The organism is Cesiribacter andamanensis AMV16, from assembly GCF_000348925.1.
GTDB classification, from domain to species: Bacteria; Bacteroidota; Bacteroidia; order Cytophagales; family Cyclobacteriaceae; genus Cesiribacter; species Cesiribacter andamanensis.
Genome location: NZ_AODQ01000013.1, coordinates 21,601 through 40,300, shown reverse-complemented (window position 1 = coordinate 40,300; position 18,700 = coordinate 21,601). Strand labels below are relative to the sequence as shown.

General features: G+C 56.9%; 20 protein-coding genes and 1 pseudogene. 7 read left to right on the top strand and 14 right to left on the bottom strand.

Annotated features, from left to right (window positions below; all coding sequences use genetic code 11):
- Positions 1 to 18: 18 nt before the first annotated feature.
- A pseudogene (mgrA, locus tag ADICEAN_RS04140) lies at positions 19 to 1,012 on the bottom strand (L-glyceraldehyde 3-phosphate reductase).
- Between the two features lie 113 nt (positions 1,013 to 1,125).
- Here mgrA and ADICEAN_RS04135 point away from each other — a divergent pair.
- From ADICEAN_RS04135 to ADICEAN_RS04115, 5 genes are all read left to right on the top strand, one after another.
- On the top strand, positions 1,126 to 1,542 hold the full coding sequence (locus ADICEAN_RS04135) for an acyl-CoA thioesterase (RefSeq protein WP_009194270.1): 417 nt from the start codon (positions 1,126 to 1,128) through the stop codon (positions 1,540 to 1,542).
- A gap of 35 nt (positions 1,543 to 1,577) precedes the next feature.
- On the top strand, positions 1,578 to 2,027 hold the full coding sequence (locus ADICEAN_RS04130; protein WP_009194269.1) for a DoxX family protein: 450 nt from the start codon (positions 1,578 to 1,580) through the stop codon (positions 2,025 to 2,027).
- A gap of 48 nt (positions 2,028 to 2,075) precedes the next feature.
- Entirely contained in the window at positions 2,076 to 2,906 is an 831-nt protein-coding gene (gene murI / locus ADICEAN_RS04125; protein WP_009194268.1) for a glutamate racemase, read from the top strand.
- A 450-nt stretch (positions 2,907 to 3,356) separates the two neighbouring features.
- Positions 3,357 to 3,767, top strand: a complete 411-nt coding sequence (locus ADICEAN_RS04120) for a hypothetical protein (protein WP_152426309.1) — start codon at positions 3,357 to 3,359, stop codon at positions 3,765 to 3,767.
- 111 nt (positions 3,768 to 3,878) lie between these two features.
- Positions 3,879 to 4,484 carry a trimeric intracellular cation channel family protein gene (locus ADICEAN_RS04115; protein WP_009194266.1) on the top strand — a complete coding sequence of 202 codons (606 nt, stop codon included), beginning with the start codon at positions 3,879 to 3,881 and terminating at the stop codon, positions 4,482 to 4,484.
- Between the two features lie 252 nt (positions 4,485 to 4,736).
- On the opposite strand, the gene ADICEAN_RS04110 is transcribed toward ADICEAN_RS04115, so the two are convergent.
- The 4 genes from ADICEAN_RS04110 to ADICEAN_RS23150 all read right to left on the bottom strand — a co-directional run bounded on the left by ADICEAN_RS04110 (position 4,737) and on the right by ADICEAN_RS23150 (position 7,764).
- The gene (locus ADICEAN_RS04110) at positions 4,737 to 5,531 is read right to left on the bottom strand and encodes a hypothetical protein (protein ID WP_009194265.1); all 795 of its coding nucleotides are present in this window, start codon (positions 5,529 to 5,531) and stop codon (positions 4,737 to 4,739) included.
- 380 nt (positions 5,532 to 5,911) lie between these two features.
- Positions 5,912 to 6,097 carry a hypothetical protein gene (locus ADICEAN_RS22265; protein WP_009194264.1) on the bottom strand — a complete coding sequence of 62 codons (186 nt, stop codon included), beginning with the start codon at positions 6,095 to 6,097 and terminating at the stop codon, positions 5,912 to 5,914.
- A 296-nt stretch (positions 6,098 to 6,393) separates the two neighbouring features.
- Positions 6,394 to 7,212, bottom strand: a complete 819-nt coding sequence (locus ADICEAN_RS04105; protein WP_009194263.1) for a glycosyltransferase family 2 protein — start codon at positions 7,210 to 7,212, stop codon at positions 6,394 to 6,396.
- A gap of 228 nt (positions 7,213 to 7,440) precedes the next feature.
- On the bottom strand, positions 7,441 to 7,764 hold the full coding sequence (locus ADICEAN_RS23150; RefSeq protein WP_236612864.1) for a hypothetical protein: 324 nt from the start codon (positions 7,762 to 7,764) through the stop codon (positions 7,441 to 7,443).
- A 33-nt stretch (positions 7,765 to 7,797) separates the two neighbouring features.
- On the opposite strand from ADICEAN_RS23150, the gene ADICEAN_RS04100 reads away from it, so the two are divergent.
- Both ADICEAN_RS04100 and ADICEAN_RS04095 read left to right on the top strand, forming a co-directional pair.
- Positions 7,798 to 8,862, top strand: a complete 1,065-nt coding sequence (locus ADICEAN_RS04100; RefSeq protein WP_009194262.1) for a PQQ-dependent sugar dehydrogenase — start codon at positions 7,798 to 7,800, stop codon at positions 8,860 to 8,862.
- On the top strand, positions 8,859 to 9,197 hold the full coding sequence (locus ADICEAN_RS04095; protein ID WP_009194261.1) for a c-type cytochrome: 339 nt from the start codon (positions 8,859 to 8,861) through the stop codon (positions 9,195 to 9,197). The genes ADICEAN_RS04100 and ADICEAN_RS04095 overlap by 4 nt, the downstream gene beginning before the upstream one ends.
- A gap of 90 nt (positions 9,198 to 9,287) precedes the next feature.
- Here ADICEAN_RS04095 and ADICEAN_RS04090 read toward each other — a convergent pair whose 3' ends face one another.
- The 9 genes from ADICEAN_RS04090 to ADICEAN_RS04050 form a co-directional block, all read right to left on the bottom strand.
- Positions 9,288 to 10,367, bottom strand: a complete 1,080-nt coding sequence (locus ADICEAN_RS04090) for a protein-glutamate methylesterase/protein-glutamine glutaminase (protein WP_009194260.1) — start codon at positions 10,365 to 10,367, stop codon at positions 9,288 to 9,290.
- 16 nt (positions 10,368 to 10,383) lie between these two features.
- A complete protein-coding gene (locus ADICEAN_RS04085) occupies positions 10,384 to 10,854 on the bottom strand; it encodes a chemotaxis protein CheD (RefSeq protein WP_009194259.1) in 471 nt (156 codons plus the stop codon).
- 54 nt (positions 10,855 to 10,908) lie between these two features.
- A complete protein-coding gene (locus ADICEAN_RS04080; protein ID WP_009194258.1) occupies positions 10,909 to 11,745 on the bottom strand; it encodes a CheR family methyltransferase in 837 nt (278 codons plus the stop codon).
- A 13-nt stretch (positions 11,746 to 11,758) separates the two neighbouring features.
- On the bottom strand, positions 11,759 to 12,532 hold the full coding sequence (locus ADICEAN_RS04075) for a hypothetical protein (RefSeq protein ID WP_009194257.1): 774 nt from the start codon (positions 12,530 to 12,532) through the stop codon (positions 11,759 to 11,761).
- 73 nt (positions 12,533 to 12,605) lie between these two features.
- Positions 12,606 to 13,922 carry a phosphate porin gene (locus ADICEAN_RS04070; RefSeq protein WP_009194256.1) on the bottom strand — a complete coding sequence of 439 codons (1,317 nt, stop codon included), beginning with the start codon at positions 13,920 to 13,922 and terminating at the stop codon, positions 12,606 to 12,608.
- A gap of 164 nt (positions 13,923 to 14,086) precedes the next feature.
- Positions 14,087 to 15,763, bottom strand: a complete 1,677-nt coding sequence (locus ADICEAN_RS04065) for a methyl-accepting chemotaxis protein (RefSeq protein ID WP_009194255.1) — start codon at positions 15,761 to 15,763, stop codon at positions 14,087 to 14,089.
- 28 nt (positions 15,764 to 15,791) lie between these two features.
- On the bottom strand, positions 15,792 to 16,289 hold the full coding sequence (locus ADICEAN_RS04060) for a chemotaxis protein CheW (protein ID WP_009194254.1): 498 nt from the start codon (positions 16,287 to 16,289) through the stop codon (positions 15,792 to 15,794).
- Complete coding sequence (locus ADICEAN_RS04055) at positions 16,286 to 18,337, bottom strand: chemotaxis protein CheA (RefSeq protein WP_009194253.1); 2,052 nt, start codon at positions 18,335 to 18,337, stop codon at positions 16,286 to 16,288. Before ADICEAN_RS04055 ends, ADICEAN_RS04060 begins: the two co-directional genes overlap by 4 nt.
- Entirely contained in the window at positions 18,334 to 18,699 is a 366-nt protein-coding gene (locus ADICEAN_RS04050; protein ID WP_009194252.1) for a response regulator, read from the bottom strand. The genes ADICEAN_RS04055 and ADICEAN_RS04050 overlap by 4 nt, the downstream gene beginning before the upstream one ends.
- Position 18,700 lies beyond the last annotated feature (1 nt).

The following is an 18,700-nucleotide window of genomic DNA, read 5'->3' as shown; positions in this document are numbered from 1 at the left end:
AGAATATATGTTCTATCCTTAGCCCAGCACCCCTTCTATCTGCTGCAGTTCCTGCTGGCTAAAGCGGGTATTCTCCAGGCATTTAAGTGAATCCAGCAGCTGGGCGGGTTTGCTTACCCCAATCAGCACAGAAGTAATCCGCTCATCTTTCAGCAGCCAGGCCAGGGCCATCTGGGCAAGGGACTGGCCGCGTTGCTGCGCCAGCTCGTTCAGGCGGCGTATTTTGCCCAGGCTTTCTTCCGTAAGCTGCTCCTTTTGCAGAAAACCCCATTCCTTGGCCGCCCGGGAATCTTCCGGTATGCCCCTGAGGTATTTATCCGTAAGCATGCCCTGGGCCAGGGGCGAAAAGGGAATGCAGCCTACCCCCTGCTGCTCCAGCAGGTCCAGCAGGCCTTCGGTCTCTACCCAGCGCTCCAGCATGGAGTATTTAGGCTGGTGGATCAGGCAGGGGGTGCCCAGCTCCTGCAACAGCTGAAGGGCCCGGGCAGCTTCCTGCGGATGGTAGTTGGAAAGGCCCACATAAAGCGCCTTGCCCTGCCGGACAAGTAGGTCCAGCGCCCCCATGGTTTCTTCCAGAGGCGTATCAGGGTCGGGGCGGTGGTGGTAGAAGATATCGACATAGTCCAGCCCCATGCGCTGCAGACTCTGGTCCAGGCTGGCTACAAGGTATTTTTTTGGAGCCCCAGTTGCCATAGGGCCCCTCCCACATCAGGTAGCCGGCCTTGCTGGAGATGATGAGCTCGTCCCGGTAGCCGCTGAAATCCTCTTTTAAGATCCGCCCGAAGTTCTCCTCAGCCGAGCCCGGCGGGGGGCCGTAGTTATTGGCCAGGTCAAAGTGGGTGATCCCCCTATCGAAGGCCAGCTGCAGGATCTGGCGGGCATTCTCCAGGGTATCTACCCCTCCGAAATTGTGCCAGAGCCCCAGCGATAGGGCGGGCAGTTTCAGGCCGCTGCGGCCACAGCGGCGGTACTCCATCTGCTGGTACCGATCGGCACTTGGTGTATAAGGCATGGGCTAAAAAATTTCTTGTTGACTTAAATTTAATGTAAAATCGCAAACAGACAGCCCGTTGGCCAGTCTTCATTTACTAGTTTAGGCCAGCTACCAGCCCCCTTTGAAACCACATGCGCCCCACCGAACCCAATACGGCCTTTTGCCATACCCTATCCGTACAGCAGCGCGACATTGACGAGCTGGGGCACGTAAACAATGTGGTATACCTGCGCTGGGTGCAGGAGGTGGCAGCCGCCCACTGGGAGGCCGTAGCCCCAGCCGAACTCAAGCAGCAGTACTCCTGGGTGGTGCTGCGGCACGAGATCGACTACCTGCGCCCGGCCTTTCTGCAGGATACCATTGAGGGCTACACCTGGGTAGAACCCGCCCAGGGGCCAAAAGTAGCGCGGCATGTACGCCTGTACCGGGCCGGCAGCCAGGAGTTGCTGGCCCAGGCCAAAACCAGCTGGTGCCTGCTGGATGCCGCCAGCATGCGCCCCAAACGCATTAGCGAGGAAATTGCCTCAACTTTTTCTCCCCCCGCCTAGCCCGCTGTCTGCCGGATTATCCTTACTTTGCCGGCATGAAACAACTTTTCAGTACTAGCTACAACCGTTCCCTGGCCGATGCCTGGCTGCTGATCCTGCGCCTGGGCGTAGCAGCCGCCATGATGACCCATGGCTATCCCAAGCTGATGAAATTGGTAGAAGGGGGTGAGCTCAAGTTTAGCGATCCCCTGGGCATAGGTGTTGCCGCATCGCTGGCCCTGGCCGTATTTGCCGAGTTTTTCTGTTCCATCCTGCTGGGCCTTGGTCTGGCTACCCGCTTTGCAGCCCTGGCCCTGAGCATCACCATGGGGGTGGCGGCCTTTATCCAGCACGGCGCCGATCCCTTTGCCCGCAAGGAAATGGCCCTGCTATACCTGATGATCTTTTTGACCCTGCTGGTCTTTGGGCCTGGCAGGTACGCGCTTGACAGTCGCCTGGGGGGCAAGCCTGCAGGGAAAGGCGCTAAGAAAAAGGCCCGGGCATAAAGCCTACCTACCAGCCTGGCAATCCCCCATCCGCACTTCAGCAGCAACATGAGCACATCACCCGCAGGCCCCATAGGGGTATTTGATTCCGGCTACGGAGGGCTTACCGTCTTTAAGGAGATTGCCAAAGCCCTGCCCGATTACGACTATATTTACCTGGGCGACAATGCCCGGGCCCCCTATGGTGTGCGCTCTTTTGATACGGTCTATGAGTATACCCTGCAGTGTGTAGAGGCCTTGTTTAAGATGAACTGCAGCCTGGTGATCCTGGCCTGCAACACAGCTTCGGCCAAAGCGCTCCGGAGTATTCAGCAGCGGGACCTGCCCCGCCGGCCCGAGCTGCGCCGGGTGCTGGGGGTGATCCGCCCTACCACCGAACTGCTGGGCGAGCTAAGCCAGAGCGGGCATGTGGGCATTTTTGCAACGCAGGGTACGGTCAATTCCCAATCCTATGTAATCGAGACTCAAAAGTTTTTTCCGGGGGTGCAGGTACACCAGGAGGCCTGCCCCATGTGGGTGCCGCTGGTTGAGAACCGGGAGCACCAATCGCCCGGGGCCGATTACTTTGTGAAGCGGCACGTAGAGGCCCTACTGCAACAATCGCCCCGGATCGACACCATTCTGCTGGGCTGTACCCACTACCCCCTGCTGATGGACAAGATCAGGGCATATACGCCGGCCCATATCCGCCTGGTACCTCAGGGAGAAATTGTGGCCAGAAGCCTGGCTGATTACCTGCAGCGCCATCCCGAAATAGAGCACCTTTGCACCAGGGGGGGCAGGCGCGAATTTTTCACCACCGAAAAACCGGAAGATTTCAACAGCCGCGCCGCTACTTTTCTGGGTCAGCCGGTAGAAGCCCGTTACCTGCACCTGTAAGCTTCCGGGAATTCAACTAATATCCTCCCCTCTAACCAGCTCTGGCCTGGCAAACAGGGGTCAGGTGGAAAGCTATTGACCAGGTCTGGCAAATGAGCTTCTTACCGGAAGGCTACCTGTAACAGGGTTCCCAGCACTGGGGACCGATTTTTTCTGCAGCAAGGCAGCCCATACCAGAAGAAAGTGGGGCGTTTCTCAGCAACAGTCCTATCTGTACTGCCCTGGGGACAAAGCGCTGACTGTCAGCCGGATAAAAACTGCCTCAGACGCCCTCTGCCAGGGCAGATTTTTGGAGGATTGGCCCATATTATTCCAGCTTTATGTATATTTAGTAAAGATTATCAAACCACTGACGTTCAGACACATAAGCGGCATATAAATTCATAATCTGCTAATGTTGCGGGTGCTTTTGCTGAGTGGGAATTTGCTTCCTTTGAAAAAGGATTTTTTATGGCAAAGCGACGTAGGATGTCCATGCTGCTCCTGCTGCTGGCGCTGGTAGCCGGATGCGAAAAAGAGGCTGCCATGATTGACAGCGACTGCGGGCTGGACGTATCAGCCGATACCCCTGGCTGGATACATGAAGCCGGCAGCCTGGCCTGGCTTGAAGCGCGTATTGAAGCAGCCGAGGCCAGTCCGGCGGCCTATCGACAGTACCTGTACGTGCAGCAGGCCCGCTACCAGGGCAAAGCTGTGTTTGTCTTCGGCAATTGCTGCCCCGACTGCAACGGCCTTACCTCCATTTACGACTGCAGCGGGGCAAGCCTATGCGAAGATCTTACGGACTGCCCCAGTCTGGAGCCTGTACTAACCCATAGGCAAACCATCTGGCGCTCCGATAAGTGTCGGTGCACACTTTAGCTCCCCATCCTGTACCCTTTCTTCCTATACGCCTGACTACAGCCATGCCCCCTGCTGCAAGGGTTTTTGGGTGCGAATGTGTACCTTTAACGCTGCTAGTCAACCCCCTGCATGAGTGTTCAGTATATTGTAGAACTTTTTGGCACCTTCTTTTTTGCCATCTCCGGTGCGCTGGCCGTAAAAGACAGTGAGCACGACTGGTTTGGCGCCAGTTTTATGGGCTTTATTACCGCTATAGGGGGCGGAAGTCTGCGGGATATTTTACTGGGCAGCTATCCCCTGGTGTGGGTAGGCGACATCAACTTTTTGTATGCCATTATTGCAGGGGTTATTGCGGCCAAGATCTTTTTTAGGCTGCTGGAGCGTTTGCGACGCACCTTTCTGCTCTTTGATACACTGGGCATCTCACTTTTTACCATTGTGGGGCTGGAGAAGGCCCTGAGCCTGGGCGTACAACCCGAAATTGCCGCCATCATGGGCATGTTTACAGCCGTAATGGGGGGTGTGATCCGCGATACGCTGGTAAATGAAACGCCGGTGATCTTCCGCAAAGAAGTCTATGCCAGTGCCTGCCTGGCGGGGGCGGTCTGCTACCTGCTGCTCAATGCCAGTGTGCACCTGGACCGGGAGCTGAATGCCCTGCTATCGGCCGGACTGATTGTAGGGATACGGCTGCTGGCCGTCCGCTACAACCTGAGCCTGCCCCGCTTTTTGTAGGAGAAAAAGAATCAATGGCTAAACATTTTTTTAGTCTCATTCGCACTTTTTTACAAAAAAGTGTGTCTTTAGTGTAGATCGGCCGTTCAGCTTATACGAAAAGTGTGTAGATTGGAGTTCTACCATTAAAAAAGACATTATTTCCGTACTGAGGCCCATCACACCCGCAAAAACGAACGACGCACACTACTAAAGGCTGTACCCGGCATATTTCTCATGCGGTACAGCCTTTCTCATTGGTAGTATCCCCATCTATGCCCTGTTTTGTTGAGGCAGGCCCAGCAGGTAGACCTTAGCTGAGCGGCCTGGAATCTTGCCCATTTCCCAACGATAATTTTCCCTTTGCAGTCCTTCCAGCAGTTTTTCCAGATCCTCAAGGGTATAAGTGCGCGCATTGGAGACGGCTCCATCCCAGGCAAAGCATATAGGAATGAGGGGAATAAGATAGGTAAAGACCAGCAGGCGCCAGTCCAGGGGGCGCGCCAGCGGGGCCAGTAGCAGTGCGGTAAGCAGGTTAAAGGGCAGGGCCACCCACCAGAGGGCTATGGGAAAGCGGTTATCACTGATCTCCAGCACACACAGCGCCTGTTTTTTCTCCAGGGCATCGGCCAGTATGGCCCGGGCCTGCCGGGGCTTCATGTGGTGCAGGCTGCTGACCATGGTCCGCACCCCCTGCAGCCCTGGGGGTACGCTGGTCGCATCCACCGGCTGCGGGAGATAGACCACCGCCGGATCACCCTGCCGGCGAAGCTGGTTGGCCAGGGCCTGGTTTGGGTACAGATCGGTAAGGGTAAGCGTTACTCCCTCCAGTCCCGCTTGCTGCCGAAGCCGTGCATGCGCCTCCAGCATGGGGCCGCCACTGCCCGAGCAAAGATCTATCAGGGCGGGATGCGCACTGTGCTGCAGGGCCCTGTTCAGCAGGGGTGTTAGGGCCTGGGCTGTACCCAATAGGCGGTGAAGCACCTGCAGCAGGCGCAGCATACGCTGCCGCAGCCAGTCCGGAAACCAGGCCTGATCTTCAAATTCAAAAAGGTGTATCCGTTTCATATCCCCGGTGGATAAAGATGGTTGTAGTTACCCTCCCACCTGCAGGCATGGACAGGCTGGCAGGAAAGGTCAGGCTGCTTGGCAGGCTATGCAGTAAAAGGGGGCAGCCAGTAGAATAAGGTAGCAATTTCACCCATCAGGTGCAACAGGCCAGTGTCATACCCAGCGCATGGCCGCCCGGCGCTTTCCTGTTCTGCAGTTGCCCGCATCCAGAAAGCTGCTGCTACCCTCCTTTCCCTATCCCGCTTAACTATGTGTTGTTATGGGAGAAACGAAAGTTGTTCTCCTGGCCCGGGGGGCACCTAAAAAGAAACCCCCGGCAGGGCTGGCCTGACGGGGGTTTTGTGGTCTCAAATACGGTCTGGAATACGCGGCTATGCCTAGGTGAGCCGGTGATTCCGCCCAAACATGGGCAGGTATCCCTTTTTGGGGGTGAAGTCAATTAAGGCTTCCTCAAACTTGATGGGCTGCTTAGCAGCTTTAGCAGGTTTGGGCTTGCGGAAGTAGGCATACATACCCCCTACACTGGCAGCGATCAGCGCGCTGCAAATCAAAACATACACCATACGTTGTTTATACTATTTACTCCTCGAATCACGCTTCCCGGGCTGGCAGCTGCTGGAGGGCAGCACCCCATAAGGCCGGGCGTAGGCCTTATTTATCTGCGAAAATACTGCTTTGCAGCCGATTACCATCATGCTGAGAAAAATAATATTTAACAAATAACAACCTCCTCTAAATCCCTCAAGAACTGCATGGTATAGCCTGCAAAATGGGCAAATGTTAAGTGGGCTGAGCCTGCAGAAGTGCAGAACCGAGGGGGGGCTGCGGTGCCTAAAAGGGTGCACCTGCCGGAGCTGCTTTAGTTCTCTACAAATTCATTATAGAGGCGGGCCTTATCCCCCCATTTGTCGGTCAGGGAAATGTGGTTGGCGGCATCTACAAAGGCGGGGCGTTTGGCTTTGGAAGTAAGGCGCTGGTAGTGGTGTATGTACACCCCGGTGGCCAGCATCATGGGCTTAATATCGCCCTGCTGCAGGCTGCGGTCTTTGGAGCGGAAATAGAGGTCGAAATCGGCCGCCTGCAGGCGCTCGTCCCAGGGCCCCAGCTTCTCTAGCGCCGAGCGCCGCATGATAATGCTGGAGCCACTGAATCCCTCTTTGATGCCCTTGCCAAACTGCTGGTAGCGCCGCTCGCACCAGCGCTCCCAATTTCCGTACATGAGCCTGGCCATCAGCTGCAGGCTGCCCTTGCCGGTACCAAAAAGGGCCTGAGTGGGGTACTTGATGCGCTTCCAGCGGCGGTTAAGCGCCTTCTGGGCCTTGCGGTTCTCCAGGTGATCGTTGGTGGCAAAGGAAGCAATCTCCAGCCCATGCTCCTGCATGACCTCCAGCATGCGCAGGTCCCACTCGGGCGATACCAGTATGTCGTTGTTCAGAAAGGCCAGGATGTCATATCGGGCGGCGCGCACCCCCTGGTTCTGGCAGTAGGGGTAGGAATAATTCACCTCATTGGCAATCACCACATCGGCATGTTCCCGGAAAAATTCCAGCGTCCCGTCGGTAGATGCATTGTCTATTACAATCAGCTCAAAGGGATAATGGGTGTACCGGGTAAGGTACTCCATATACAGCTGGTTCATGCCAAGCTGGTTGTGTACGGAGGTAATGATGCTGATCATGTGCTCAAAGGCCAGTGAGAATAAGGAACAAGTTGCCGTGCAAAGATACGGCATTAGCAGCGGAAACAAAGCAGCCGGCGCAGGGCCCTTCTGCCGCCTCCCGGCTACCCGCCAGCACCAAATAGTATTAAAATAAGAGGAAGTGTAAACAGTAGATCAACCGATAGGTTATACCATGAAATACCGCCTCATGAAATTTTTTCTCTCTCTTCCTGTGGGCTGCTGGTATTACTTTTTAGTCTGCAAAGCTGCTACCGTATAATTCCCTCCAAGGGGGGCGGACAGCTGAGCCACCAGCCCCAAACCCGTACCCTTGATCCGGCCGACATACTGCTGCCGGAGGGCTACAGCATCCGTCCCCTGGCCCAGGGGCTTAGCTTCCCCACCGCCGCTGCCCTGGACGATCAGGGCCGCCTGTATGTAGTAGAGTCCGGCTATGCCTATGGCGAAGTATTTCTGCCTCCCAAGCTGCTGCGTATAGAAGCAGATGGCAGCAGCACCCTTATTGCCCAGGGGGATAAGAACGGTCCCTGGACGGGCATTAGCTTCCACGAAGGCTATTTTTACATTGCCGAGGGGGGTCAGTTGCAGGGTGGCAAGATCCTGCGGGTAAGCCGGGACGGCAGCATTACCACCCTGGTAGAGGGCCTGCCCAGCCTGGGCGACCACCATACCAACGGGCCGGTGATCCGGGAGGGCTATGTGTATTTTGGTCAGGGCACTGCTACCAACGCGGCCGTGGTAGGCCCCGATAATGCCGATTATGGCTGGCTGCGCCGCAAGCCCGACTTCCATGACACCCCCTGTGAGGACATTGTGCTGATGGGACAGAACTTTACCAGTCCCAACCCCCTACTGAGCAGCGCTGCCGAGCCGGTACGCACGGGCGCCTTTGTGCCCTTTGGCCAGGCCACCAGCAAGGGACAGGTTATTAAGGGGGCGCTGCCCTGCAATGGCTCCATCATGCGCCTGCCCCTGCAGGGGGGTGAGCTGGAGCTGGTGGCCTGGGGCCTGCGCAATCCCTATGGCCTGGCGCTCTCGCCCGATGGGGAGCTCTATGTAACCGAAAACAGCTACGATGTACGGGGCAGCCGCCCGGTATGGGGCGTGGGCGATGTGCTCTGGAAAATACAGGAAGGCAGCTGGTATGGCTGGCCCGACTTTGGCGGGGGCGTGCCCCTGAGCAAGCGGGAAGTACCCGGCGGTGAAGATCCCAGGCCCCTGCTGGAGCGCCATCCGCAAAAGCCGCCCCGCCCGGTGGTAAACCTGGGGGTACACTCCTCCTCCAACGGGCTGGCCTTTTCCAGCAGTGCCGCTTTTGGTTTTGCCGGCGATGCCTTTATTGCCCAGTTTGGCGATATGGCCCCGGCCATTGGCAAGGTATGGCATCCGGTGGGCTATAAAGTAGTGCGGGTAAATACCCAAACCGGCACGGTAGAAGATTTTGTCGCCAACAAGGGCAAGCGCGGCGGACCGGCCAGCTGGCAGAAAAGCGGCGGCCTGGAGCGGCCCATATCCGTAAGCTTCAGCCCGGATGGCAGCAGCATGTACATAGTAGATTTTGGCATTATGCACATGGACGGCAAGAATCCCAAGCCTCTGCAGGGCAGCGGTGTGATCTGGGAAGTACGCAAAACCACCACCCCATGAGTAAGGTGGCTGCCATGTTTTTGCTCTTTCTGAGTCTGGCCATGGGCGCCTGCTCAGCCCGCAGGGGCATGCCCTATACCCAGCCTATCCTGGCCCAGGAAAAGGGGGTGCTGGAGGGCAAAATGCTGTACGACCGCTACTGCAACTCCTGCCATCCACAGGGCACATCCGGCCTGGGACCTGCCATTAACAACAAGCCCCTGCCCGGCTTTATGATCCGCTTTCAGATCCGCCATGGGGTTGGGGTGATGCCGGCCTTTAAGCGGGAGGTGATCTCCCGGGAAGAATCAAAAAAGATTGTGGCCTACCTGAAGGAGCTGAGAAGACTGGATTAGGCCTGCTCCCTTTCAGCTGGGGCGGCCTGACGCTGGCACCCTCAGCCCCATCCCATACTTACCTGTAAATGCGGCCTGGGGATTAGAGGCTTAGGCATGCGCCAGCACATTGGCGGCAATCTGCTCCAGGCTCAGTACCTTATCGGCAGCGCCCAGTTTAATGGCTTCCTTGGGCATGCCAAAGACCACGCAGCTTTTTTCGTCCTGGGCAATGGTATGAGCGCCGCTCTTTTTAAGCTCCTGCAGCCCCTGCGCGCCATCGGCACCCATGCCGGTCATAAGCACCCCTACGCTATTGCTGCCGGCAAAGGTGGCTACAGAGCGAAAGAGCACATCTACCGAGGGCCGGTGCCGGTTTACCAGCGGGCCCTCCACCACCTCTACAAAATAGCGGGCCCCGCTGCGCTTCAGCAGCATGTGCTTGTTGCCGGGGGCAATCAGGGCCCGGCCCCGGATTACCGTATCGCCATGCTCGGCTTCCTTTACCGATATGCGGCAGAGTTCATTGAGGCGCTTGGCAAAGGACTTGGTAAACATCTCGGGCATGTGCTGCACAATGAGAATGCCGGGCGCATCCAGCGGCAGTGCGGATAGAAAGACGCGCAGCGCTTCGGTACCCCCTGTAGAAGCGCCCACGGCCACCACCTTTTCAGTAGTGCGCAGCATGCTGCGGCCGCTGGCCGGTGCCATGATCACATCGGCCGAGTACTTGGGCGCCGGCGGGGCCATAGTGCCGGGCTGCACAGTGCCGGCCGGGCGGCGCCGAATGCGCGCATTACGGGCCGCCTTAATGCTGTCGATGAGCCGGATGCCAACCTCTTCCAGCGCCTGTCCGCGCAACTCCTCGGGCTTTTTCATCACCTCAACGGCTCCGTACTCCAGGGCCCGCAGCGCAGATTCTGACCCTCTGTCGGTAAGGCTGCTGATGACCACCACCGGTACGGGATGCTGGGCCATCAGCTTTTTCAGAAAGGTGAGCCCATCCATCCGCGGCATTTCAATATCCAGCGTAATCACATCGGGCGCTTCTTCGGCCAGTTTTTTGGCCGCAATAAAGGGGTCGGCCGCCGTACCGATTACCTTTAGCTGCGGATCGGCCTGTAGCAGGTCGGTGAGCACCTGCCGCATCAGGGCAGAGTCGTCTATAATAAACACCTTTATTTTTTCCATGGCGGCATAAGGGGGGCTAGCGTATTTTTTCGGGCAGCAGCAGGTCTATCTTTACAGTACCGGTATGGGTCTGGAACGCCAGTTTGCGAGGGCTGCGGCCGCCCACATCCAGTGTCAGCACCGGGATCTGCAGCTGGGACAAGAGGCTTCTGGCCATGCCAATGTTTTTTGCACCAATGTTGAAATGATCGCCTCCGCTCTTGCGGCACAGGCCCCCATACACACGGGCCTGCAGGCTTCGGCGGTCGGCGCCCAGCTGCTGCATTCGTTCCAGCAGCTGCTGCATGGCCCGGTCGCCAAACCTGGCCGAGGGCAGCCCGTTTCCATCCCAGCTGGCCAGCATAAAATGATTGATCCCCCCTATTTTACTGATGGGGTCAAACAGGCAAACTGCCACACAGGTACCCAGAATGGTAGTTACCAGGGTGGGGCTTTTGCTGGCAAATACCGTAGCCGGGTATAGAAATTTTTTATCCAGTAGTTCCAAAAGCGTTTGGTTAGGGGCAAAGGGAAAGAAGGCGGCTAGCTAGTCCGGATAAGCTTAGCCTCTTTTTTGAAAGATGGTTGATTTAACAGGCAGCAGCGGCAGCCGCAGATCGGTGAGCGATTCGGAGTGCCCGATGAAGAGATAGCCCCCCTCCCGCAAGTGGGCGCACAGTTTGCGAATGACCTGCTCCTGGGTTTTGCGGTCGAAGTAGATGAGCACATTGCGGCAGAAGATCAGGTCAAACTTGCCCTGCACATCATAATGGTCATCCATAAGGTTTAGGTGCTTAACGCTCACCTTTTTGCGCAGCTCCGGCACAATGCGAGTAAGCGGATTTTTGGGGTCTTTGTGCCTGAGCAGGTATTTTTGTTTGAGCAGCTGGGGCACCGGGGCCGTCTTGTCGCTGGCATACACGGCCGTGGCCGCTTTTTGCAACACCTCTACCGACAGATCGGAAGCCAGGATCTGGTACGCAAGCTTAAGCTCCTGCAGCACCATAGCCAGGGTGTAGGGTTCTTCGCCGGTAGAGCAGGCGGCACTCCAGGCTTTCACTACCTTTCCGGCGGGCTCGCCGCCCATAAAGTCTGCCCAGTTCAGCTGCTGCAGAAACTCAAAATGCGCCGGCTCCCGGAAAAAATCGGTCTTATTGGTAGTTACCACATCGGTCATGTGCTGCAGCTCCTTCTCAACCCCTTCCTGGCTGAACACATAGTCGATGTACTGATCAAAGCGCTCCATGTTGAGCACCCGCAGCCGTTTTTGCAGGCGGCACTGCAGCAGGGTTTTCTTGGCCAGTGGCATTTTTATACCATAGTGGGTGTAGATATACCCGCTCAGCAGCTCAAATTCGGGCTGGGTGAGGGTGGCGGCGGTAAATTTTTGCATGATCATGGCACTAATCGTTTTATTGTGTTTTGATGGCCAGGCCACCGGAGAGTATTAGCTGGGGAGTATCCCCATCATAGCCAATCCCCCCGATCAGCTCCAGCCTGATAAGGGAAAAGGGTCTTGCAAACAGGCCCACATTGGCGCCCAGCTGGTGATAGCCGGCATACCAGCTGTTCCAGGCTTCTGCAAAGCACTCCATTTTTTTGGTGGCCTGGTAGCCAAAGGTGAGCGTATTGTCTCCCTCCCAGGCTGCCCCACTGCCGGCCCTGCTAAGGCCGGCATTTAGCGAAAGGGTCTTTTTATCGCCAAAGGATTTATCGCTCAGCAGCCGTACCGACAGCAGCGCTTCCCGGCCTGCCTCCTGCCAGGGCCCGGCTTCCTTTAGCCCCATCATGCCCATAAGGGCTGTCTGGGGAATGAGGCTCCGCTCGTTCAGGAGTGTAAGCTTGGTACCCAGGGATACATAATTGATCCCTGAGTGCAGTACGGGCTGATCTAGACTGGCCCTGTTGAGCTGCCGGCCCATCAGGTACTCTGTAGCCAGGCGAAGCTCTACCCCTTCTGATAGCGCCCCTCTGAGCAGCAGGCTAGGCACGCCAAAGGCACTGCTGCTGCCCAGCCGGGTACCAGCCCAGGCGGCATTAAGACCAGCCTCCAGGCTCCAGCGCCTGGGCAGGGTCATCTGGGCATCTTCAGCCAGCCCAATCCGATCGGTAAACAGTGCTTCTGCCCCTGCCAGCACAGGAGCGCAGAGCACCATTCCACCCAGCAGCAGTTTTGTTAATAGCATATCCCGTTGGCAAAAGGGTGATCAGTAAGGGCACTTCTGATGTACCGTAATTCCCAGGCTAGCCCGGGCATGCTCAGAACAGGTACTGAAAGCCGCTACCCAGGTACGAATAGTGGTGGCCGGGAGAGCGGTCTTCCCGCTGGCCCCAGATGTAGTGCAGGCTCAGTTTCAGGTTGTCTTTGTTGAGCAGGTAATTGAGACCCAAATCATACACCTGCTGATCGGTGGCGCCGGTGAGGGCATTCAGCCCCTGGGTTTCACCCCAGGCCTGGGCCTGCTGGCTGGAGTACATGGCGCCCGCCTGCAGGATTCTGCTCCCCTTCAGCGGCAGGTTGTAGGCCAGCTTGAAAGTGAATACCTGATCGGTGGTGGGGGCAGGCTGGAGGGGGTACACATCGGCCGGCTCCTGCAGCAAGAGGCTGCTGCGGTAGAGCCAGTCCCACTCGGCGGTAATGTCCCAGGGACCCCAGTTGGCCAGTATATCACCCCCGTAAAAACTATTGCTTTTGAAGCGCTCCGTTTCGCCCTGGTAGGTACTGTTGAGGGCAAAGGTGATGCCCCTGCGCTTGCCGTAATAAGAATGGGTATACCCAATGCCGTAGGTATCCAGTTCGGGATCGCCCAGGCTGATGGCCAGGCGGGACGCCAGCAGCGGAAACCAGCGGCTGCCTGTTCCTACCAGTTTCTCGCTTGAGATGTCAAAGGCTCCCAGGTTATAGTTCAGGCTCCAGCCCTGCCCCTGGTACAGCCCCCCTACATTCAGGCCTAGCTCCCGCCCGGTACCCCTGGCAAAGGCATGTGCCCGGGGCTGAAAGTTTGAGAGCGATTTTTCAAAGGAAGCGGTCTTGAAGGCCGCCGTCATGTGCTCCCTGCCCACCTGTGGCCTGAAATAGCCGGCTGTGATGTTGAACAGCGGACTTTGCCGCCACATCCAGAAGGCCTCCCACAGAAAGAATTCTTTATTATCATCAGGATTGGGGCTGCCGTTGCCGGCGGTGTGCTTGTCTCGGCCAATCCCGTCATAGGCAAAAGAGATGTTAAAGTCCAGGTCCTGCCGCAGCTCCCCCTTTACCCCCAGGCGGCCCCGGCGAATGTAGAGATCGTTTCGGCGCTCTCCGGCCTGCTCGCCCAGGGCCTCAAAGGTATACACATTCCAGAGCTGCAGGCTCTGGGTAATCTCGATCTTCTTGCGCACCCCCGCCCCTGCCTTTGGTGCTTCTGGCTGCTGCCAGAGGGCCAGCGAATCTTTTGAGAGCTGTTGTGCAGCGGCCTGCGGCAGCCCACCCCCGAGCATCACCAGCACTGGCAGGCCTAGCTGCAGGCTGCACTTTCTGCAGGTGGTACCGGCTAGCAGGCTCTTAAGGGCAGCTGATAGGGTATGATGGATCATGGTTGGTATGGGTTACGTACTACTGAAAGGCCATTTGACCCCTTTCCATCCGGCATGCCGGTAGCAGGCAGCCCTTATCAGGGGGCTGTAGGCAAGCAAAGCAGTAGGCATAAAGGGAAAAGAAAAGCCGCCAGCGCCTGGCCGGCGGCTTTTAGAGAAAAGGCCTAATACTTTTCAAAGTCGGCATCCAGCTGATCATGACCGTTCAGGTCCAGCTGCAGGCCGGTTTTGGCCGAGGGGCCTTTTTTAGGGATGCCGTTGCTTTGGCCATTCAGCTGCACCACGGGTATGTGGTGGCGCTTTTTGCTTTTGCTGCGGTTGCTCTGGGCAAAGCTGCTGTGGCCAATGTTAAAGAAGCTGACGGTATCTTTTAGCTGATCGGCCTGAGAGGACAGCTCCTCGGCGCCGGCGGCCATCTCTTCAGAGGCGGCAGCATTTTGCTGGATCACCTGGTTTAGCTGCTGGATGGCGCCGTTAACCTGCTCGGAACCGGCATTCTGCTCCAGCGAGGCGGCCGTGATTTCCTGCACCAGGCGGGAGGTTTTCTGAATATTGGGCACAATCTGCTCCAGCAACCTGCCGGATTTATCGGCAATGGCTACGGAAGAGGAAGATAGCTCGTTGATCTCATTGGCAGCTACCTGGCTGCGCTCGGCCAGCTTGCGCACCTCGGCCGCTACTACGGCAAAGCCTTTGCCATGCTCCCCTGCCCGGGCCGCTTCTACGGCAGCATTGAGGGCCAGCAGATTGGTCTGGCGGGCTATTTCACCAATGATGGTGATCTTTTCGGCAATCTTGCGCATGGACTCTACCGACTGGTTTACCGCCCGGCTGCCTTCCTGTATATCCTCGGCTGCCTGCAGGGCAATCTTTTCGGTCTGCTGGGCATTATCGGTATTCTGCTGAATGTTGGCGGCCATCTCTTCCATGGAAGAGGATACCTCTTCGGCTGAGGCAGCCTGCTCGGTGGCCCCTTCTGACATCTGCTGGGAGGAGGAGCTCATCTGCTGCGAGGCCGACGAGATGTTATCAGCTGCTGAGGTTACAGAGCCAATCACTTCTTTCAGCTTTTCTACCATGCCTTTGAGGTGCTGCAGCAGTTCGCCAATCTCATCCTTGTTGGTGATGTCAATCTGAACGGTAAGATCCCCCTCAGAAACCGATTTAAGCGCACTTTTGGCTTTATTGATGGAGTTGGAAATGCTGGTGATGATCCAGAAGGACATGATCAGGGCTATGCTGATGGCAACAATCAGGGAGGTAAGCATCATGTTCTTGCCTTCTTCAAAGAGCTGGTCGGTCATCACATCCACCTCCTTCAGCTCCTTTTTATTGTTCTTTACCCGGAAGTAGGCGAAGTCGATCACATCGGCGGCCGTTTCCCGGGCCAGGGTAGTGGAGAGCTGATAGGCTGCGGCACTGGAGGAGTCGGTATTGATGGTATAGGCCAGGGTTCTGATCTTTTTGTTCACCTTCAGGTACTCCTTCAGTTTTTGCTCCAGGATGGCTACATCTTCCATGCCCCCTTCGTCTTCTACCGCCTTCAGGTCCTCAATGCGTTTGTACATTTCGGAAATACGCTGATCGGTCTCCACCACAAGTTCCTGCAGGCTTTCCCGGTCCCGGGTCAGGATCAGGTCTTTTTCACGCTTGGTGATGAACTGGATATCTTCAGCCAGCTGGCTGGAGAGCAGTAGTTTTTCTGCGCTTTTGTCAACAATAAAGTTGATCTGTTTATTGAGCTCATTGGTATTGGAAGTGCCCAGGTAATAGACAAAGCCTGTAAGCCCTATCAGGAACACAAACGCAATAATCAGACGGGTTTTAATTGTAATATTCATCTCATCCTGTTGTTAATCTATTTAACCATTAAGCCTTTAGTGCCTCCAGATCGAGCTGCAGATCCAGGATCTCCTCATGGGCAAAGATCCGGTCCACATCCAGTACCATAATAAATTCATCATCACGCCGGGCCATGCCCCGGATAAACTCGGCCTTGTAGCGCCCCCCCATGCTGGGGGTGGGCCGCAGCTCGCTTTCGGGCATTTCAAACACCTCCTGAACGGCATCTACCAGCGCGCCTACCATCACCTGTTCTTCGCCTATGCAAATGCTAAAGACAATGATGCAGGTATTGATGGTGTCGGCTTTGGGAGCCAGGCCAAATTTGAGGCGGGTATCTACCACGGGCAGCACCGTGCCCCGCAGGTTGATGACCCCGCGCATAAAGGGGGGTGCTTTGGGTATCCTGGTAATGTGCGGCACCTCCAGGATCTCGATCACCTTGCCTACATTCACCCCAAAGCATTCCTGATCAAGGCTAAAGGAGAGGTAGGAGTTTAGTGTTGTTAGTTCCTCCTGTTTCATATGGATATGGCTGTTTTTTGTATAATATCCTGTATAAGTTTTTGCGGGTCTATCACCAGCGCCACGGTGCCATCGCCCTTAAGGCTGCCGCCCGAGAGGAAGTCCTGCTCCAGGTAAAAGCGGCCCAGGGGTTTTAGCACTGCCTGGTACTCGCCAAGGATGGCATCTACCAGCAGCAGCATTTTCTGCTGGCCGGTCTTTACCACTACCCCAAAGGATTGCCGGCCCACTCCCGGGCAGCCAAATGCATCGGCCAGGTTGGCATAAAGCATGGGCTCCCCATCCAGCACCAGCTGATTGTTGAAGGCTGCGCTCAGCTGACCGGGCGTTATGGAATAGCTCTTTTCTACAAAGGAGAGGGGCAGCACAAAGTCGGTGTCGCCAATGCGAACCATTAGCCCGTCAATGATGGAAATGGTAAGCGGTAGGGTAAGGGTAAGGGTAGTGCCTGCATCCTGCCGGCTGCTGAGTGTTACCTCACCGCGCAGCTCCCGCATGTTGCGGCGCACTACATCCATGCCTACCCCCCGCCCCGACACGGCAGTTACCCCCTGGGCCGTGCTAAAGCCGGGCATAAAGAGCAGCTCCAGCACCTCCTGTTCGCTTAGGGTATCTTCGGGACCAATAAGTCCCTTCTGCAGGGCCTTCTGCTGCACTTTTTGCAGATCTATGCCGGCGCCATCGTCCTGCACTTCTATGACTACATTGGTGCCAGAGGTGTAGGCCTTCAGCACTATTTTGCCCTGGGCGGGTTTGCCCTTGCGCAGGCGTTCCTGCTCCCCTTCTATGCCGTGGTCTATGCTGTTGCGGAAGATGTGCACCAGGCAGTCTGACAGATTCTGGATCACATTTTTATCCAGCTCCGTCTCTACCCCTTCGGCCTCAAACACAATATTTTTATTAAGCTCCTGAGAAAGGTCCCGCACCAGGCGCTTAAAGCGGGTGAGCATGCTGCCAATAGGCACCAGGCAGATATCAAAGGTTTTGTCCCGCAGCTGGCGGGTGATTTTTTCAATTTCTTCGGCCACACCGGCCAGCTCGGGTTGCAGGCTTAGCTCGGCCAGCAGCGAAAGGCGCTCCTGGTTGGCCACCAGTTCACTCACCAGGTTCATCAGATCATCAAGCTTATCGGAGGCTACCCGTATGCTGGCCGCTCCCCTGGTTTGCAGGCCGGCGGCTCCGCCCTCTGCTTCCGGCAGGCTGTCTGCTGTAGGCAACTGGCCTGGCCCGGCCGCTACTGCCGCCCCTGGCTGCTGCAGCTGCTCCAGAAACTGCTCCCAGGAGAGTCCTTCCCGCACCTGCCGGGCCAGCTCGGCAGTGGCCGGCTCGCTAAGGCTGCTCAGGCAGTTGCCGGGGCCAAGGGGGTGCAGCTCCAGCCGGCAGCTTCCTTCTACAAACAGAAAGCAGTCCCGGATATCGCTCTCAGGAGCATCGGTCACCAGCAGCAGCTTCCAGGAAAGGTAGCAGCAGCGGGGGTCCAGGGCCTGAGCAGGGGGTAGCAGCTGCGTGTCTGCAAAGGTGTGGAGCTGGCCCAGGCTGGCCAGGTCTTCCAGGATGTAGAGGGGGTTGGTGCCGTTTTTGAACAGATCGGCCTGGGGGGCAAAGAGCAGCGCCCAGCTGGTTAGTTCCTGCCTGGTGGGGGCTGTGCTGCTGTCTGTGGCAGGCACTACCTCGTAGAGCATTTCTGCGGCCCGTTTGAGCAGCAGGCGGTGCGTGGTCTGGCAGGCCTCGGTGGCGGCAGCGGCAGCATCCAGCAGCAGGCGGATGTGGTCTACGGCCTCCAGGCTCAGGTTTAGCAGCGCATGGGGAAAGGGACTGCCGCTGGCCCGTATGGCATCATAGCCGCTCTCCAGCAGGTGCACCAGCTCGCCAATCTGCTGGTAGCCAAACATGCCGCTGCTTCCCTTAAGGGTGTGCATGACCCGAAAGGCTGTTTCTACTCCCTCGGCGGCCGCAGGGTTTTGCTCCAGCAGCAGCAGGGTTTGCTCCAGCTCCAGCAGCAGGTCGTGGGCCTCCTCCAGATACTTCTGCTTCAGGTGCTCGATCATCGGATCAGCTTTTGAACAACCGCTACCAATTTTTCCGGCACAAAGGGCTTTACGATCCAGCCGGTGGCACCGGCAGCCCGGGCCTCGTCCTTGCGGCTGGTCTGGCTTTCGGTGGTCAGAAACAGAATGGGGGTAAACTGGTGGGCTTCCCGGGCCCGGATGGCCTTGATCAGCCCGATGCCATCCAGCCGGGGCATGTGCAGGTCGGTGATGATGAGCTGGTACTGGTGCTTGTCCAGCAGCTGCAGGGCATCTTCTCCATCTACGGCTTTCTGCACCTTGTACTGGGCATTTTCCAGGGTAAAACTTACCGTTTCCCGGATCGTTTCAGAGTCGTCTACAATCAGAATTGACTTTTCCATG

Bases quoted from the DNA above. Each gene is read 5' to 3' on its own strand.
- ADICEAN_RS04135 (WP_009194270.1), top strand. From the start codon at position 1,126: ATGCGCCCCACCGAACCCAATACGGCCTTTTGCCATACCCTATCCGTA.
- ADICEAN_RS04130 (WP_009194269.1), top strand. From the start codon at position 1,578: ATGAAACAACTTTTCAGTACTAGCTACAACCGTTCCCTGGCCGATGCC.
- murI (WP_009194268.1), top strand. From the start codon at position 2,076: ATGAGCACATCACCCGCAGGCCCCATAGGGGTATTTGATTCCGGCTAC.
- ADICEAN_RS04120 (WP_152426309.1), top strand. From the start codon at position 3,357: ATGGCAAAGCGACGTAGGATGTCCATGCTGCTCCTGCTGCTGGCGCTG.
- ADICEAN_RS04115 (WP_009194266.1), top strand. From the start codon at position 3,879: ATGAGTGTTCAGTATATTGTAGAACTTTTTGGCACCTTCTTTTTTGCC.
- ADICEAN_RS04110 (WP_009194265.1), bottom strand. From the start codon at position 5,531: ATGAAACGGATACACCTTTTTGAATTTGAAGATCAGGCCTGGTTTCCG.
- ADICEAN_RS22265 (WP_009194264.1), bottom strand. From the start codon at position 6,097: ATGGTGTATGTTTTGATTTGCAGCGCGCTGATCGCTGCCAGTGTAGGG.
- ADICEAN_RS04105 (WP_009194263.1), bottom strand. From the start codon at position 7,212: ATGATCAGCATCATTACCTCCGTACACAACCAGCTTGGCATGAACCAG.
- ADICEAN_RS04095 (WP_009194261.1), top strand. From the start codon at position 8,859: ATGAGTAAGGTGGCTGCCATGTTTTTGCTCTTTCTGAGTCTGGCCATG.
- ADICEAN_RS04090 (WP_009194260.1), bottom strand. From the start codon at position 10,367: ATGGAAAAAATAAAGGTGTTTATTATAGACGACTCTGCCCTGATGCGG.
- ADICEAN_RS04080 (WP_009194258.1), bottom strand. From the start codon at position 11,745: ATGATCATGCAAAAATTTACCGCCGCCACCCTCACCCAGCCCGAATTT.
- ADICEAN_RS04075 (WP_009194257.1), bottom strand. From the start codon at position 12,532: ATGCTATTAACAAAACTGCTGCTGGGTGGAATGGTGCTCTGCGCTCCT.
- ADICEAN_RS04070 (WP_009194256.1), bottom strand. From the start codon at position 13,922: ATGATCCATCATACCCTATCAGCTGCCCTTAAGAGCCTGCTAGCCGGT.
- ADICEAN_RS04065 (WP_009194255.1), bottom strand. From the start codon at position 15,763: ATGAATATTACAATTAAAACCCGTCTGATTATTGCGTTTGTGTTCCTG.
- ADICEAN_RS04060 (WP_009194254.1), bottom strand. From the start codon at position 16,289: ATGAAACAGGAGGAACTAACAACACTAAACTCCTACCTCTCCTTTAGC.
- ADICEAN_RS04055 (WP_009194253.1), bottom strand. From the start codon at position 18,337: ATGATCGAGCACCTGAAGCAGAAGTATCTGGAGGAGGCCCACGACCTG.
- ADICEAN_RS04050 (WP_009194252.1), bottom strand. From the start codon at position 18,699: ATGGAAAAGTCAATTCTGATTGTAGACGACTCTGAAACGATCCGGGAA.